Raw genomic sequence first — 16367 nt, 5'->3', positions numbered from 1 at the left:
CCGTGGTACCCGTAAGGCAGCGCATGACTAGACGCTATGCCAAAGACTTAGATAGGGCCGATTTCCATGATCGAGCCGCTCTTCGCGGCTGCTGAGATAGCCTCGGTGATGATGAGATTCCGCAGGCCGTCGCGCACAGAAACCAGTGGCGATTCCGTGCCTCGTATGACGTTGCAGAAGTGCTCAAGCTGGATCTCAAGCGGGTCGTGGCGCTCAACACCAGCAACGCCTGTTTGGAAGGGCTTCCACCAGGATCTGTCTTCGACCCTTTCGTAGTATTTGAGACGCATAGTGGGCACTGACAACGAGCCGTTTTTCCCACTGATGACGTAGCAGTCCTCATCTTCGTAGGATGGATAGCTCGCGTTTTCCTGCGATGTTTGTTCCCAGCTGCGGGCGCATCCAGAGCTGTCGGAAAGCAAGAAGGAACCGAGAGCTCCACTCTCAAAGCGCAGGCCGATGCACACGGTATCTTCGACGGGAAACCCGCGCGCTGCGCTGGACTGCATCGCCTGAACGGCAACAATCTCGCCGCACAGCGAACGCAAGTTGCCTATTTCATGGATCATGTTGATCAGAATGGGGCCGCCGCCTTCCTGGCGCCGCCAGATGGCAGCGTCGAAGTAGTCATCTGGTTTGTAGAATAAAGCGCTGCCTTGAACAGCAACTATCTCTCCCAGGATGTCGTCGCGTATGACCTCTCGCGCCTTGGCAAGGATGGGGCTATGCGCCCGATGATGACCTACTAGCAGCCTGGCACCCGTTGCGTCGGCGACCGCGAGTAACCGCTTACCTTCCGCAACGCTATGCGCCACCGGCTTCTCGATCAGCGCGGCAACACCCGCCTCAATGCATTGCAGGGTCTGTTCGACGTGTAGAGCGTTAGGTGTGGCAAGAATTACGCCGTCAGGCTTGTCTTCGGCGAAGCAGGCAGAAAGATCTGCATAGTGCGTGACGCCTAGTGAATCCAGGTATTGGGCATCGATTTCAAGCGGATCGACAACCGCTGCCAGTTCACAAGAAGGACTCGCCTTGATGAGTTCGATATGGCGGCGCCCGATGAGGCCGGCACCGGCTACCGCAATTCTGATTTTGGACATGCTTTGATCTTCGCGAGCGTTATTGTTGTAAATCGCGACGCAATTGGGGTCGCGATTCGATCTGCCAGGATCAAGGCTACTATCAACTCCAAATGCTATAATTGTCCTTCATGGAAAATCAGAATTCTCCACTAGTGAACAATGATCCCTGCCTGAGGGATCTGCTCCTGTTCTCCGTGATTGCCAAACGCGGCAGTTTTAGCGCCGCTGGCACAGAGCTTGGGATCTCTCCCGCTCACGTCAGCAAGCGTGTTCTGGCGCTGGAAGAGACGCTGAGCTGCAAGCTTTTCAACCGGACAACCAGGCGGGTTTCGATCACCAGGGATGGCGAGACGATGCTTGTCTGGGCACAGACGATCATGGACAACGTCAATGGAATGCTTGAAACGTCGCTGGGTGACCGCGTCGAACCCAGAGGCACGCTGCGTATCAGCACGAGCCAACGGATGGGGCGCTTTCACATCGCACCTGTTCTGGCCTTGCTCAGGAAACGCTACCCCAAGTTGGAGGTTTGGCTCGAGCTGGTTGACCGTCGAACTGACTTGGTTGCAGAGCAGTTCGACATCGATATCCGAGTGGGTGAAGTCAACGAGCAGAACCTGATTGTTCACAAGATTGCAGACAGCCAACGGATTCTCTGTGCCGCTCCGAGCTATCTGGAAGAACGAGGCTGCCCAACCGCGCTAAGCGACCTTCAACGCCACGATTGTCTATTGTTTCGTGGCAGGGATCAGAGTTTCGGTGTATGGCGGCTGGAGGGGCCAAATGGCCTTGAGTCGGTAAAGGTGACAGGGCCAATGGCATCCAATCACAGTGATGTCGTTCGGGAGTGGGCCCATGAAGGATTCGGCATCATCATGGCATCGACCTGGGACGTGGCGCCGAGCATCAGAAATGGCACGCTTGTCCGTGTCCTACCTGAACATTACCAGCCGGCTGACGTATCCGCCGTCACCACGATTCGGGCTTCCGGGTCTATGAAGATCAGGGTCTGCCTGGAGTTCTTGAGTGATCACCTGAGTTCCGGCCCGTACGCACTCTTGGCTGAGACCACGGCCAACGGGTTGTCAGGGCCCGGCACTGATACCAACAGCACGCAGGCAACGGTGTACTGAACGGGCGCCGCTCGGTACCCGTCCCTCCCTAGGCGCCACCCGCCTAATCAGATGGGCAACAATCCATCGGTCTTGATCTCGTTCAGCACGAAAAAGGTGCGCACCTGGCGCACGCCGGGTAGGGCGATCAGCCGCTCGCTGTGCAGGCGATTGAAAGCCGCGATGTCCTTGACCCTGAGCTTGATGAAGTAATCCACGTCGCCGGCCACCAGGTAGCACTCCAGCACCGGGGGCAGGGCGCGTGCAGCTGCCTCGAAGGCCTGGAAGGATTCGGGGGTCGACCTGTCCAGCACCACGCCCACCAGCACCGCGGTCTCCCGTTGCACCGCCTTGGGATCCACATGGGCCCTGACACCGGTGATGATCCCGCTCTCGAACAGCTTGCGCGTGTGGTTCCAGCAGGCGCTCGGGCTCAGGGAAACCTGGCGCGCCAGCTCGGCATTGCTGAGCCGTCCGTCCTGTTGCAGAGCGCGCAGGATCTTGCGTTCGACCGAGGTAAGTTCCGCAGCTTCGCTCATCGAAAGATTCTCCTTGAAAAGTGGTCTCTGGAAGAACGTCTATGGGAGGAAATCGAGGTAGCCAAAAGGAAAGCAGATTTCGTACCGCTCATTCGAAAGCACCTTTTTCAACGTTTTCCCTAGCATTGAAGGCGTTCTCTCACCACTGGAGTCGCTGCTATGTCCCTGGATCTCGAAAAGCGTTTTCCCCGCGTCAAGCTCGGTTATTTCCCGTCGCCCCTGCACAAGCTGGAGCGCATGTCGAAGGACCTCGGTATCGAACTCTGGGCCAAGCGTGACGACGTTTCCTCCGGTCTCGCCTATGGCGGCAACAAGGTGCGCAAGCTGGAATGGCTGGCCGCCGATGCCCTGGCGCAGGGCTGCGATACCCTGGTGTCCATCGGCAACATCCAGTCCAACCACACGCGCCAGGTCGCCGCCGTCGCCGCGGTGCTGGGCATGAAGTGCCGGCTGGTCCAGGAGGAATGGACCAAGTGGGAAGACCCGGTCTACGACAAGGTCGGCAACATCCTGCTGTCGCGGCTGATGGGCGCCCAGACGCTGCTGGAAGGCGAGGGCTATTCCACCGCGGTGAAGGCGACCTGGGAGCGCGCCCTGGACGAGGTGCGGCGTGAAGGCGGCAAGCCCTACGCCATTCCCGCCGGCGCCTCGGACCATCCCCTGGGGGGCCTCGGCTATGCCCATTTCGCCGACGAGCTGGCGGCGCAGGAGCGCGACCAGGGCCTCTTCTTCGATACCGTGGTCACGGCCACCTGTACCGGTTCGACCCAGGGCGGCATGGTGGTGGGCTTTCGCGCCCAGGAGCGCGAGCGTCGCCTGATCGGTATCGACACGGCGGCGGACGCCGGGATGACCCGCGCCGCGGTGACCAAGATCGCGCGCAACACCGCCGAGATGATTGGCCTGGACAAGGAGATTCGCGACGAGGACGTCATCATCGAGCCGCGTTTCTGCGGCCCCGACTACGGCCTGCCGGATGGCCCCACCGTCGAGGCCATCCGCTACACCGCGCAGATGGAGGGGATGCTCACCGACCCGGTCTACGAGGGCAAATCCATGGCCGGGCTGATCGCCATGGCGCGCAGTGGGGAGATCGCCAAGGGCAGCCGGGTGCTCTATGTTCACCTCGGGGGCGCACCGGCGCTCAACGCCTATCACAACGCCTTCGCCTGAGCCCAGGCTTCGACCGGTCACGAGGAGGTCCAGCATGACGAGCCAACCCTGGACAGCGGTAGACGACCTTCGACCGGCCGTGGCGCTGGTCATCCTGCATGGCGATCTCGACCCTGCGGTGACGGCTGAATTGCGCAGCGGCTTGCCCGGTTGCAGCGACCTCCCGGTGCTGCAACTGGAGGGCGCCGTCGGGTTGCACGAGGAGTGGCTGGCGCAGGGTCCACGCAGCCGGATCGTGGGGTTGTTGTCCCGGCTGGGCGGTGACTGCCTGCTGCTGGCGGTCGAGCCGGAAGGCGTTAACGAGCTGGAATGGCTGGGATCGGTCGCCGGTCAGCGCCTGCAAAGGTTCACTGGTGGCACGCCTACGGGCGAGCTGATCGCTCGCCTGCAGCAGCTCAGACGCGAGCGGCTGCTGGCGGTGTTGCCGCTTTGAGCGTAGCCGTCAGCAGCAGGTCCGTCAGGCCAGCCGCTCGACCTGTTCGGCGATCAGCGCCCTGATCGCCCGCAGGCAGCGCAACTCGCCGGCGAAGACTGCCCGCAACTCCGGTCGCGTGGCGGCTAGAACCTGATTCTCCCGCTCGGTCTGTTCCAGCAACTGCTGGGCCTGGGAGGGCAGGCGCTGGCGCAGGCGTTGCAACTGGGCGGCGGCCGGCGAGCGCTTGATACCCAGCACCTCGGCGGCATCCAGCAATCGCTCGCGGTCGACGGCCGCCAGCCGGTTTTCACCGAGGATCGGCCAGGCGAGGGTGGTCACGTCCGGCCAGCGCTGCTGGTCGAAGGCGCGACTCTCGTATACCGCCGTACAGAGCAGGTCATAGCAGGGCGCCAGGGCGAGTCCCCGCGGTGAGACCAGAAAGCCGAGATTCTTCAGATGGGCATCGGTATTGCCCACCAGCACGTTGAACGCCAGCCAATTGAACAGCCGCGTCCGGGTCACGGCGGGCGCTTCGCATAGCCGTGCCAGCTCGGCCAACCGCTCCACGCTGCCTGCCTGGTACTTGAAATGACGATCCAGCCCCAGCACCTGGCAGGCGTCGATGCCATGGCGTCGCTGCCAGCCCCCCGGGGTGCGGACGCGGTCGAAGCGCTTGATCAGATAGACCGGTTCGGGTACGTAGCGGCGCTCGACGGCAGGAACGATCAGCCCGGCCATACCCGCCAGGCGCATGGTGAACCACTCATTGATCACCGAATGGGCGAAGGCCTCGTGGGGATGGTCCGGCTTGAGGATATGGGTCGAGGGCAGGGCGCCCACGGGTTCCTGCAGCCCCTGCTCATCAAGGATCACCGCCAGCTTGTGCTGGGCGCCGGCCAGCGACATGCGCTTGTGCGCCTCGTGGGTCAGTGGCAGCTGCGGCATGGCCTTGATCCGTCGGGAGAGGTCGGCGTCGCTCAGGGGGCGGCGATCCCCCGGTGGCAGGCGCTGGCCTTCGGCGAGCAGGGTAAGGGAGCCGGCGGACTCGGCGCCGTACCAGCTGAGCAGGGCGAAGGCATCGGCGGCCTCCAGGCGCGCATCCTGGGCGAGCAGTTGCCGCTGGCCTTCCTCGGGTAGCAGGTTGTCGAAGTACCACTGCACCGGTCGCTGCGAACTGCCATCGATCAGCGGCTCTGGCTGCAAGGGCAATTGCGGACAGAGTCCGAAGGCCTGCCAACCGGATTCGTACTGGAACGACCAGATACCGTTCTCGTCAGCCAGCCGACCCACCAGCTGGTCGTCGATCCAGGCCAGGAGTTCACGCCTCATGGTGTCCGGGTATCCGGCTGGGCTTCCACCTCGGGGGGCAGATCCACGATCAGGCGCACGCCCAGGCCTTCCAGTACCTGAAACAGCTTGCCCCACTGGACGGTTTCGCCGCCGCGCTCGACCTTGCCGAGAAAGTTTTCACTGACGCCGAGGCTACCGGCGGCGTCGTCCTGGCGCAGGGCCTGGGCCTTGCGCGCCTGGCGGACGAGGGCACCGAGGTCGGCGGCATTCTTGAGTAGCACCTGCATGATTTATCCTCACGAGTGTGAGGATCAGGCTAACGCCAAAGGGATAGCCGGTGCAATCCTCAAGATCGTGAGGATTTTAGCTATTCAGACGGTTATACGGATCGAATCCTTTCGCTCGTGAGGATTTGTCCCTGCAATCACCGTCGCGCGCCCAGTTGCTGGGGCGCCAGGAAGGCGCTGTGGAAGTAGCTGCGAAAGGCCTGCATGGCCGGCGTCAGCGGATGCTCCCTATGCCAGGCCAGCCCCACGCTCATGGGCGTAATGGGCTCTACCAGGGTGCGGGTCTCCAGCCGTTTGCCCTCCAGCGACCAGGGCCGATAGACCAGATCGGAAAGAATGGCGACACCGCTGCCGTTGGCCACCATGCTGCGCACGGCCTCCACCGAACTGGTACGCAACCGCACCTGGGGCTCATGACCGGCCTGGCGCCAATAGCGCATGGCGCTCTGTTCGGCCTCGTCGACGGTCAGCAGGACATAGGGCTCGCGGGCGACATCCGCCAGGCTGACGTTGGGTCGATCGCGCAAGGGATGGCCACTGGGCAGCCAGAGCCGGCGTTCGGAATTGAAGAGCGTCTCGGAGACGATGTCCTCGTGGGTCAGGTTGGCGGTCAGCACCACCGCCATGTCGATGCGCCTGTCCAGCAGCGCCTCTTCGATGGCCTGGCGCTCCTGCTCGTGTACCGCCACCGTCACCTCGGGATAGAGCTGTGCCAGGCGTTGCAGGTGGTGGGGGAGGAAGTAGCCGATCACCGTATAGCTGGCGGCAATGCGCAACTCGCCGCTGGCGCGGTGATCGGGCAGGGCGCTGCTGAGGGCGTCGTCGACGCCGCGCAGAATACCGTAGGCATGGTTGAGGAAATGCCGACCGGCATCGGTCAGCGCCATCCCTTGCGCCGAACGGACGAACAGACTGGTGCTCAGCAGGCCCTCCAGTTCCTGGATGGCGCTGGTCACCGCCGACTGGGAAATGTTCAGGTGGATGGCCGCCTGGGAGATCTGCCCCAGTTCTGCCGTCGCGGTGAAATAACGGAGTTGGCGCAGGGTGAGGGCCATGGCGACTGTCCTGAGGTATCGATTTTTCCGAACGCTGGGCTTTGGATAATAAATCTTCCCAAGGGGGCAGGGCAGTCCTAAGGTCGAGGACAACGCACCGCTGCCAGGGAATACCGCAATGATCGAGGTGGACTTCAATTCCGACATGGGCGAGGGCTTTGGCGCCTGGACGCTGGGCGACGGCGTGGACGACCAGCTGCTCGACCTGGTCAGCTCGGCCAATATCGCCACCGGCTTCCATGCCGGCGATCCCGGCCTCATGCAGCGCACCGTGCAGCAGGCCAAGGCCCGCAACGTGGCCATCGGCGCCCATCCGGGCTATCGCGACCTGGTGGGGTTCGGCCGTCGGCCCCTGCAGATGCCCGCCGACGAACTGGTGGCCGATATCGTCTATCAGCTGGGCGCCCTGCGTGAATTCGCCCGGCTGCATGGCCTGCGGCTGCAGCACCTCAAGCCCCATGGTGCGCTGTTCATGCACCTGGCCCGGGACGAGGCGGCGGCCCGGCTGCTGGTGGAGACGCTGCAACGCCTCGAACCCGGGCTGCTGCTCTATTGCTTGCCCGATTCGGCCACCTGGCGAATCGGTCGCGAGCTGGGCCAGCCCCTGGTACGCGAGTTCTATGCCGACCGGGACTACGACGCCAGCGGCTCCATCGTCCTGGTCCGGCGCATGGGCGCGCTGGATCCTCAGGCGGTGGCCGACCGGGTGCTCAAAGCCTGCCAGCAGGGACGGGTCGCCACGGTGGAGGGAGGCGAGGTCGAGGTGGCCTTCGAATCCATCTGCCTGCACAGCGACACCCCCGGGGCGCTGGGCCTGGCCCAGGCCATCCGCCAGCGCCTGGAGGCCGCCGGCATCGCCATCCGCGCCCCGGGCGCCGGCTAGTTTTCCATGCGGACACCGGCGCCAAGACGCCGGGTCCTCCTGCCCTTAGCTACGCCTGCCTTTCCGACAACATTGCCTAGAAGAGGAATCGTCATGGCCGAACATTCGGTGCTCTCGCCCCTGCCCGGAACGTTCTATCGCAAACCCACGCCCGATGCGGCGCCCTATGTGGATGTCGGGGAAACCGTCACCGCCGGCACCGTGATCGGCCTGGTCGAGGTGATGAAGCAATTCTCCGAGGTTCACGCCGAGGTCGCCGGGACCCTGACGGCCTTCGCCGTCGAGGACGGGGATCCGGTCGAGCCGGGTCAGTTGCTGGCCACCCTGAACGGGGCCGCCTCGTGAATACGACAGGGGGCGGCATCCGCCGTCTGCTGGTGGCCAATCGCGGCGAGATCGCCGTCCGTATCCTGCGTGCCGCCAAGGCGCTGGACATCGAGACGGTACTGGCCTGCAGCGAGGCTGACCGGGATTCGCTGGCGGCGCGCCAGGCCGATGCCGTGGTGGTGATCGGCCCGGCGCGGGCGGATCGCAGCTACCTCAATATAGAGGCTCTGCTCACGGCCTTGCGAGACAGCGGCGCCGATGCGGTGCATCCCGGCTATGGCTTTCTGGCCGAGAACGCTGCCTTTGCCGATGCGGTGGAGGAGGCCGGTGCCATCTTCGTCGGCCCTTCGGGTGACATCATCCGCCGCATGGGCGACAAGGCCGAGGCGCGCCGCACCGCGCTGGCGGCTGGCGTCCCGGTGGTACCGGGCTCTGCCGGCGAACCGGCCGATATAGAGGCTGCCATAGCGGCAGCCGCGACGGTGGGCTATCCGCTGCTGATCAAGGCATCGGCCGGGGGAGGCGGCCGGGGCATCCGCCTGGCGCGCGACGCCGCCGAGCTGGCGCGGGAGTTTCCCATCGCCCAGCGTGAAGCCCAGACCGCCTTTGGCAGCGGCGCCCTCTATCTGGAGCGCTTCATCGAGCGCGCTCGGCATATAGAGGTGCAGATCCTTGGCGATGGCCAGCGCGCCGTGCATCTGTTCGAGCGCGAATGCTCGCTGCAGCGGCGCCGGCAGAAGCTGCTGGAAGAGGCGCCATCGCCGGTCCTGAGCGCCGCCCAGCGCGAGACCCTTTGCGCCAGCGCGGTACGCCTGGCCGAAAGCCTCGGCTATCGGGGCGCCGGCACCCTGGAATACCTGTTCGACGAAGCCCGCGGCGAGTTCTTCTTCATCGAGATGAATACCCGCATCCAGGTGGAGCATCCGGTCTCCGAGATGGTCACCGGCATCGATCTGGTCCAGGCCATGTTGCGCATCGCCGGAGGTGAACCCCTGGGGCTGCGCCAGGAAGACATCCATCTGCAGGGCGCCGCCATCGAGCTGAGACTCAACGCCGAAGATCCGGCGCGCAATTTCTTTCCCAGCCCCGGGACCGTCGAGCAGCTCGCCTGGCCGCAGGGTCCGGGCATCCGCGTCGACAGTCATCTCTATGCAGGCTACCGAGTGCCGCCTTATTACGACTCGCTGCTGGCCAAGCTCATCGCCCATGGCGCCGATCGCGGCGAGGCCCTGGCCCGTGCTCGCCAGGCGCTGGACCAGTTGCGTCTGACCGGCATGGCTACCACCGCCAGTCTGCATCGCCGCCTGCTGGACGAACCTTGGGTGATCGAAGCCCGCTTCGACACCGGTACCCTGGAACACTGGTTGGCCGAGGAGATTCCCGCATGACGACTGCGATCCGCTATAGCTTCGGCGGCGACGAGCACCTGTTCGTCGAATTGTCCGAAAGCATGTCCCTGGAGGCGTTTTTCCGTGGCCTGGCCATGACCCGTGCGGTGCAGGCGCTGCAATTGCCCGGCATCCACGACATCTGCCTGGCCAATGCCTCCTTCCAGATCCGCTTCGATCCCGATGTCCTGCCGCCCGACCGGCTGCTGGCCGCCGTCCAGGGCGTGGAAGACCAGGCGGTGGCCGAGCGCCAACTGGCCACGCGGCTGATCGAGATCCCGGTGCTCTACAACGACCCCTGGACCCACGAGACGCTGATGCGCTTTCGCGATCGCCACCAGGATCCGACCGCTACCGATCTGGAATACGCCGCGCGTATCAACGGCCTGGCCGATGTCGAGGCCTTCATCGCGGCCCACAGCGGCGCGCCCTGGTTCGTCTCCATGGTGGGCTTCGTCGCCGGATTGCCGTTCATGTTCCAGATGGTCGAGGCCGAGCGGCAGCTGCAGGTTCCCAAGTACCTGCGACCCCGCACCGACACGCCCAAGCAGACCCTCGGCCACGGCGGCTGCTTCGGCTGCATCTATTCGGTACGAGGCGCCGGCGGCTACCAGATGTTTGGCGTGACGCCGGCGCCCATCTACGAGCCGGCCCAGCGCCTCGATTACCTGCAGGACCACATGGTGTTCTTCCGGCCCGGCGACATCGTCCGTTTCCGCGCCATCGACCGCGCCGAATACGACCGGATGCTGGCCGAGGTAGAGGAGGGTAGCTTCACCCTGAATATCCGTCCGGTGGACTTTTCCCTGGACGCCTTTCTCGATGATCCCCGTGGCTATCCGCGCACCCTAATGGAGGAGCCGGCATGATCAAGGTACTCAAACCCGGCCTGGCCACCTCGATCCAGGATCTTGGTCGCGAAGGCTACTACCACCTGGGCATCCCGCCGTCCGGGGCCATGGACAGCTATGCCTTGCGCGCGGCCAATCTGCTGGTGGGCAACGCACCCGGCGCCGCCGCCCTGGAATGCACCTTGCTCGGCCCGGAGCTGCACTTTACCGAAGACGCCCTGGTTGCCCTGAGCGGCGCGCGCATGACGCCACGCCTGGACGGCGCCGAAATGCCACTGGACGAAGCCTTCAGCGTGCGCGCCGGCCAGGTGCTCAAGTTCGATTACCTCAAGGCCGGCGCCCGTGGCTATCTGGCCGTGGCGGGCGGTTTCGCCGTGCCCGAGGTGCTGGGCAGTCGCTCGACGTACACCCTGGGCGGCCTCGGTGGCTTCCAGGGCCGAAGGCTCGCCGCGGGTGACGAACTGACTGTCGGAACCCCGGCGACAGGCGCCAAGCCTGGCGTCCGGTTGCCAGTCGACCTGGTGTCGGCTTGCGGTGGCGAGGTGACCCTGCGGGTCGTTCCGGGTCTCTATCATCACCGCCTGACTGCGGACGCCGCCGAGGCGTTCTTCGCCGATACCTGGACGGTGGGCTCCGAAGCCGATCGAATCGGCTACAGATTCAAGGGCGGCCGGCCGTTGCAATTCACGCCGCGCGAACAACCCTTTGGCGCCGGCTCGGATCCGTCCAATATCGTCGACAGCTGTTATCCCATCGGCTCGATCCAGGTACCGGCCGGCCTCGAACCCATCGTCCTGCACCGAGACGCCGTGTCGGGTGGCGGCTACGCCATGATCGGCACGGTCATCAGCAGCGACCTGGATCTGATCGGCCAGCTGCAGCCCAACCAGAAGGCGCGATTCGTGGCGGTAACCCTGGAGGACGCGTTGGCCGCACGGCGTGTGTACAAGGAGCGCCTGCAGCGACTGGAGCAGCTGTTGGCGAGCTAGGGACTCGATGGCAGCCGGTGATCAGTCGAGAGATCCTGAAGGCGTCGTTCGCAACGGACGCGTTTTCAGGATCGTCATGCAAGGAGATCCTGATCGCTGATCAACAGGGCCAGGGTAGGGAAGCCGGAGTCGAAGCAGGTGGCCGAATCAGGGATAAGGTCAAAGACTGGAGGGGATGGCAAAGGGCAGTTGTCAGTCTAGGTCCATATCCAATTTAACATAATATACATTATGCGAAGTTATGGTTATGGAGCGCTGCACCCGAGTGTCTGCCTTTTCACGCTGGCGGCTTTCTGAAATCCGCTACCGCCTTGCCAGTTTGCCAGACATGACCGCTTCAGGAATTCAGATCGCCGCTTACCGCACACCTGCAGCGCAAAATCCGCAGCGGCCGTTTGTACAAGATGCCGTCGACAGCTTTAATCGGATGGCGTCCGTTCCCGGAGCTCTTTTTCGATGGTCGCGCCTCCGCCTGTGTCACCACGCGCGAATGTCCTGGGTTTCCAACAAGTATTCCATCCCGAGGAGTTTTGAATGGCTTATCAAGCCGCTTCCGATCGCTATGACCGTATTCCATACCGCCGCGTGGGTCGCAGCGGTCTCGTGCTGCCGGCGCTGTCGCTGGGCCTCTGGCACAACTTCGGCGACACCACGCCGCTGGATCGTCAGCGTGCCTTGCTGCGTACCGCCTTCGATCTGGGCATCAATCACTTCGACCTGGCCAACAATTACGGGCCGCCCTATGGCAGCGCCGAAATCAATTTCGGTCGGTTGCTGCGCGAAGACTTCGCCGCCTATCGCGACGAACTCATCATCTCCAGCAAGGCCGGCTGGGACATGTGGCCCGGGCCCTATGGCCAAGGTGGCGGCTCGCGCAAATACGTGCTGGCCAGCCTGGACCAGAGCCTCAAGCGCCTGGGCCTGGATTACGTCGACATCTTCTATTCGCACCGTTTCGACGAACACACGCCGCTGGAAGAAACTGCCAGCGCCCTGGCCACCGCGGTCCAGCAAGGCAAGGCGCTCTATATCGGCATCAGCTCCTATTCGGGGACCAAGACCCGGGAAATGGCCAAGCTGCTGGCCGACTGGAAGATCCCGCTGCTTATCCACCAGCCGGCCTACAACCTGCTCAATCGCTGGATCGAAAAGGATCTGCTGGATGCGACCGAGGAAATCGGCAGCGGCGTGATCGCCTTTACGCCACTGGCCCAGGGCTTGCTGACCGACAAGTACCTCAATGGCGTTCCGGCCGAAGCCCGGGTCAATCAGCCCGGTGGCCAGTCGCTGCAGCAAGGCCATCTGTCTGCCGAGAACCTGGCCCGGGTCCGCGCCCTGGATGCCATCGCCAAGCGCCGCGGCCAGAGTCTGGCGCAGCTGGCCCTGGCCTGGACCCTGCGCGATCCGCGCATCACCAGCGCCCTGATCGGCGCCAGTCGGCCCGAACAGATCGTGGAAAACGTCGCGGCCCTGGACAACCTGAGCTTTACCGCCGAGGAACTGGCCGAGATCGACACCCATGCGGTCGAAGGCGACATCAACCTCTGGGCCAAGCCGTCCAGCGCGGAATAAGGCTGTGTTCGGCGTATCTGGCGCTCCAGGGCCAGGTACGCCTACCTCTATGAGCGCCTACCGGCCCAGGGCATGACCACCCTCGCCCGCCCTCACCCATGCGGCTGCTGACGCCGGGTTCCGATTTGCTCCTGGCGATACTGACTGGGCGTCCGTCCGGTCTCGTTGCGGAAATGCCGGTTGAAATTGGACAGGTTGGAATAGCCCACCTCGAAACAGATGGCGGCGATGGACAGCTCCGCCTGCAGCAGCAGCCGACAGGCTCGCTGGATGCGCAGCTTGCGCGCCAGTTCGATGAAACCGTGGCCGGTGACCTTCTTGAAGAAGCGTGAAAACCCCGCCTCGCTCATGCCGACGCGCCTGGCGATCACCGGCAGCCGGATGTCCTCGGTGAGTTCGCTCAGCAGATAGTCGAAGGCCTGATGCACCCGTGCGGAACTGCGGGCATCCAGCGCCGGCGCATAACAGGCACTGGCCAGGACGAGCCTCTCGCTTCCCGGCGCCCGGCACAGTAAGCCCAGCAAGGCGAACAGCCTGAGTAGCCGCTCGGCGCCCTGGGCCTGGCCGATCGCCTCGATCAAGGCAGCCGCTTCGCGGGCCGTGTCGCCGCTGAACTCCAGGCCGCGTCGGGCCTGTTCCAGCAACGGCAGATAATCGCCCAGTTCCGGCGCCACGGCGCTCAGCGAGCGCAACAGTTCGCCGTTGAACTGGATGACCACGTCACGGCCCGCGAGCACCTCGCCGGGTGGCAGATCACCGATCCAGTCGTGCGGTAGATCCGGCCCGATCATGGCCACATGACCTGCGGCAAAGGGCCCGACATAGTCGCCGGCCAGCAGCCGGCCGCTGCCCTGGCGGATCAGGTGGATCTCGTATTCCGGATGATGATTCCAGCGCGCCAAGGCGTAGGGATAGTCGTGCTCGTACCAGCGAAAGCTCTGGTCGGGCGCGGCGAAGATCACTTCCAGCTCTGCCGGCCGCGCCTCGAGGAAGGCGGTCGCCTTCATGATGCACCTCTGCTCGTTCTTGTAGGCCCGCACCGGCCGGCCTGGCTATCGATGCTTTTTTGACCTCGGTGCGCTCGGCGATCCAGGTCAAAAATGTATCGGTAATCGGTCAGTGCCAGGTTAGCCAGCGGCTTGGCCCTGCTGTTGTAATCCTCTCCAGCTGCGCTGTCGAGATCAGATTTATATCGGCGGCCAGTCATTGATAACAACAACAAGCTGCCCGTTGTGGCAGTCACGGAGAGAAGAAGATGAAGCGCCCTATCGCCTTGCTGCTGTTGGCCGGTCTCGGGTTGACCGGTATTGCCCAGGCCGTCGAATCGGTCACCGTTGCCACCGTCAACAACAGCGACATGGTGCGCATGCAGCGGCTGTCCCAGGTGTTCGAACAACAGCACCCCGACATCAAGCTCAACTGGGTGGTGCTCGAAGAAAACGTGCTGCGGCAGCGACTGACCACCGACATCACTACCGGTGGTGGCCAATTCGATGTCCTGACCATCGGCACCTACGAAACCCCGCTCTGGGGGGCCAAGAACTGGCTGGAGCCGCTCGACAACCTGCCTGCCAGCTATGACGTCGAAGACATCTTCCCGGCGGTCCGCCAGGGGCTGTCGGTCAACAACCATCTCTATGCCCTGCCGTTCTATGGCGAAAGCACCGTCACCTACTACCGCAAGGACCTGTTCAAGGCCGCCGGCCTGCAGATGCCCGACAAGCCGACCTGGTCGCAACTCGCCGCGTTCGCAAGCCAGCTCAACCAGCCGGACAAGGAGCAATACGGCCTCTGCCTGAGGGGCAAGGCCGGCTGGGGGGAAAACGTCGCGCTGCTCAGCCTGATGGGCAATGCCTTCGGCGCGCGCTGGTTCGATGAGCAGTGGCACCCCGAACTGACCAGTCCCGAGTGGACGGCAGCGGCCAACTTCTATGTCGACAACATGAAGAAGTACGGCCCGCCCGGCGCCTCCAGCAACGGCTTTAACGAGAACCTGGCGCTGTTCAACAGCGGCAAGTGCGCGCTCTGGGTGGATGCCAGCGTCGCCGGCTCCTTCACCACCGACAAGAGCCAGAGCAAGGTGGCGGACGAGGTCGGCTTCGCCGCCTCGCCCCATGAGGTCACCGACAAGGGCTCGTCCTGGCTGTATGCCTGGTCGCTGGCGATCCCGGCGAGCGCCAAGCACAAGGAGGCGGCCAAGACCTTCATCACCTGGGCGACTTCCAAGGAATACATCCAGCTGGTGGCCGAGCAGGACGGCATCTCCAACGTCCCGCCGGGCACTCGCCAGTCCACCTACAGCCAGGCCTACCTGAGCGCTGCGCCCTTCGCCAAGATCACCCTGGAAATGATGCAGCACGCCGACCCGGCCCATCCCTCGGCCAAGCCGGTGCCCTACGTCGGCATCCAGTACGTGACCATTCCCGAATTCCAGGCCATCGGCACCTCGGTCGGCAAGCTGTTCTCGGCTGCCCTCACCGGCCAGATGAGCGTCGAACAGGCCCTCAACGCGGCCCAGACCTCGACGACCCGCGAGATGAAACGCGCGGGCTATCTCAAGTAATCCCTTTCTACCCCAAAAAGCCGACCGCGCGGTCGGCTTCTCTCGATTGGAGCCAAGACCATGAACAGACTGGAAGGAAAAAGCGCCCTGATCACCGGCGCCGCGCGCGGGATCGGCAAGGCCTTCGCCCAGGCCTACATCAAGGAAGGCGCGACGGTGGCCATCGCCGACATCAACATCGAAAGAGCCCGCGAAACGGCCGAGGAACTGGGCGAGCGCGCCTACGCCCTGGCCATGGACGTCACCGACCAGGCCTCCATCGACATGGCCATCGCCCAGGTGGTCGCTACCGCCGGCAAGCTCGACATCCTGGTCAACAACGCCGCCCTGTTCGACCTGGCGCCCATCGTCGAGATCTCGCGGGAAAGCTATGACCGGCTGTTCGCCATCAACGTGGCCGGCCCCCTTTTCACCCTGCAGGCCGCTGCCCGGCAGATGATCGCCCAGGGGCATGGCGGCAAGATCATCAACATGGCCAGTCAGGCCGGTCGCCGCGGCGAAGCCCTGGTTGCGGTCTATTGCGCGACCAAGGCGGCGGTGATCAGCCTGACCCAGTCGGCCGGCCTCGACCTCATCAAGCACCGCATCAACGTCAATGCCATCGCCCCGGGCGTGGTCGATGGCGAGCATTGGGAAGGTGTGGACGCCCTCTTCGCCCATTACGAGCAACGACCGCTGGGCGAGAAGAAGCGCCTGGTCGGCGAAGCCGTGCCCTACGGCCGGATGGGAACCGCCGAGGACCTGGTCGGCATGGCGCTGTTCCTGGCATCCAGTGACAGCGACTTCGTGGTGGCCCAGACCTACAACGTCGACGGCGGCAACTGGATGAGCTGATCGCCTC

Annotated in this window: 17 protein-coding genes; 11 read left to right on the top strand and 6 right to left on the bottom strand. The window is 64.0% G+C overall.

What is annotated here, in order from left to right:
* Positions 1-47: 47 nt before the first annotated feature.
* Positions 48-1100 carry a Gfo/Idh/MocA family protein gene (locus tag POR01S_RS04885; protein ID WP_042134123.1) on the bottom strand — a complete coding sequence of 351 codons (1053 nt, stop codon included), beginning with the start codon at positions 1098-1100 and terminating at the stop codon, positions 48-50.
* A 134-nt stretch (positions 1101-1234) separates the two neighbouring features.
* Here POR01S_RS04885 and POR01S_RS04880 point away from each other — a divergent pair, with 134 nt between their 5' ends.
* On the top strand, positions 1235-2215 hold the full coding sequence (locus tag POR01S_RS04880) for a LysR family transcriptional regulator (protein ID WP_217996691.1): 981 nt from the start codon (positions 1235-1237) through the stop codon (positions 2213-2215).
* Positions 2216-2262: 47 nt separating this feature from the next.
* Here POR01S_RS04880 and POR01S_RS04875 read toward each other — a convergent pair whose 3' ends face one another.
* Positions 2263-2733, bottom strand: a complete 471-nt coding sequence (locus POR01S_RS04875) for an Lrp/AsnC family transcriptional regulator (protein ID WP_027599344.1) — start codon at positions 2731-2733, stop codon at positions 2263-2265.
* A 159-nt stretch (positions 2734-2892) separates the two neighbouring features.
* Between POR01S_RS04875 and POR01S_RS04870 the strand changes: the two genes are divergently transcribed.
* Both POR01S_RS04870 and POR01S_RS04865 read left to right on the top strand, forming a co-directional pair.
* Complete coding sequence (locus tag POR01S_RS04870; protein ID WP_007161738.1) at positions 2893-3906, top strand: 1-aminocyclopropane-1-carboxylate deaminase; 1014 nt, start codon at positions 2893-2895, stop codon at positions 3904-3906.
* A 34-nt stretch (positions 3907-3940) separates the two neighbouring features.
* Positions 3941-4339 carry a hypothetical protein gene (locus POR01S_RS04865; protein ID WP_042134120.1) on the top strand — a complete coding sequence of 133 codons (399 nt, stop codon included), beginning with the start codon at positions 3941-3943 and terminating at the stop codon, positions 4337-4339.
* Positions 4340-4363: 24 nt separating this feature from the next.
* Here POR01S_RS04865 and POR01S_RS04860 read toward each other — a convergent pair whose 3' ends face one another.
* The 3 genes from POR01S_RS04860 to POR01S_RS04850 form a co-directional block, all read right to left on the bottom strand.
* Positions 4364-5650 (bottom strand): HipA domain-containing protein, encoded by a 1287-nt coding sequence (locus tag POR01S_RS04860; protein WP_042134119.1) that lies wholly within the window; start codon positions 5648-5650, stop codon positions 4364-4366.
* The gene (locus POR01S_RS04855; RefSeq protein ID WP_007161735.1) at positions 5647-5898 is read right to left on the bottom strand and encodes a helix-turn-helix domain-containing protein; all 252 of its coding nucleotides are present in this window, start codon (positions 5896-5898) and stop codon (positions 5647-5649) included. The genes POR01S_RS04860 and POR01S_RS04855 overlap by 4 nt, the downstream gene beginning before the upstream one ends.
* 137 nt (positions 5899-6035) lie before the next feature.
* Entirely contained in the window at positions 6036-6953 is a 918-nt protein-coding gene (locus POR01S_RS04850) for a LysR family transcriptional regulator (RefSeq protein WP_027602295.1), read from the bottom strand.
* 118 nt (positions 6954-7071) lie between these two features.
* Between POR01S_RS04850 and POR01S_RS04845 the strand changes: the two genes are divergently transcribed.
* From POR01S_RS04845 to mgrA, 6 genes are all read left to right on the top strand, one after another.
* Entirely contained in the window at positions 7072-7836 is a 765-nt protein-coding gene (locus tag POR01S_RS04845) for a 5-oxoprolinase subunit PxpA (RefSeq protein ID WP_027599348.1), read from the top strand.
* Between the two features lie 93 nt (positions 7837-7929).
* Positions 7930-8181, top strand: a complete 252-nt coding sequence (locus tag POR01S_RS04840; protein ID WP_027599349.1) for an acetyl-CoA carboxylase — start codon at positions 7930-7932, stop codon at positions 8179-8181.
* A complete protein-coding gene (locus POR01S_RS04835) occupies positions 8178-9551 on the top strand; it encodes an acetyl-CoA carboxylase biotin carboxylase subunit (protein WP_042134117.1) in 1374 nt (457 codons plus the stop codon). Before POR01S_RS04840 ends, POR01S_RS04835 begins: the two co-directional genes overlap by 4 nt.
* Complete coding sequence (locus POR01S_RS04830) at positions 9548-10420, top strand: 5-oxoprolinase subunit B family protein (protein ID WP_042134115.1); 873 nt, start codon at positions 9548-9550, stop codon at positions 10418-10420. The genes POR01S_RS04835 and POR01S_RS04830 overlap by 4 nt, the downstream gene beginning before the upstream one ends.
* Positions 10417-11391, top strand: coding sequence for a 5-oxoprolinase subunit C family protein (locus POR01S_RS04825; protein ID WP_027602291.1), 975 nt, complete (start codon positions 10417-10419; stop codon positions 11389-11391). The genes POR01S_RS04830 and POR01S_RS04825 overlap by 4 nt, the downstream gene beginning before the upstream one ends.
* Before the next feature lie 534 nt (positions 11392-11925).
* Positions 11926-12963 carry an L-glyceraldehyde 3-phosphate reductase gene (gene mgrA, locus POR01S_RS04820; RefSeq protein WP_007161728.1) on the top strand — a complete coding sequence of 346 codons (1038 nt, stop codon included), beginning with the start codon at positions 11926-11928 and terminating at the stop codon, positions 12961-12963.
* Positions 12964-13055: 92 nt separating this feature from the next.
* Here the strand turns inward: mgrA and POR01S_RS04815 are convergent, their stop codons facing one another.
* On the bottom strand, positions 13056-13970 hold the full coding sequence (locus POR01S_RS04815; RefSeq protein WP_037007812.1) for an AraC family transcriptional regulator: 915 nt from the start codon (positions 13968-13970) through the stop codon (positions 13056-13058).
* Positions 13971-14218: 248 nt separating this feature from the next.
* Here POR01S_RS04815 and POR01S_RS04810 point away from each other — a divergent pair, with 248 nt between their 5' ends.
* Positions 14219-15526 (top strand): ABC transporter substrate-binding protein, encoded by a 1308-nt coding sequence (locus POR01S_RS04810; protein ID WP_042134112.1) that lies wholly within the window; start codon positions 14219-14221, stop codon positions 15524-15526.
* Between the two features lie 60 nt (positions 15527-15586).
* Complete coding sequence (locus POR01S_RS04805; protein WP_042134110.1) at positions 15587-16360, top strand: L-iditol 2-dehydrogenase; 774 nt, start codon at positions 15587-15589, stop codon at positions 16358-16360.
* Positions 16361-16367: the final 7 nt, after the last annotated feature.

The organism is Pseudomonas oryzihabitans NBRC 102199, from assembly GCF_000730625.1.
Taxonomy (GTDB): Bacteria; Pseudomonadota; Gammaproteobacteria; order Pseudomonadales; family Pseudomonadaceae; genus Chryseomonas; species Chryseomonas oryzihabitans.
This window is presented reverse-complemented; position numbering and strand designations above follow the sequence as displayed.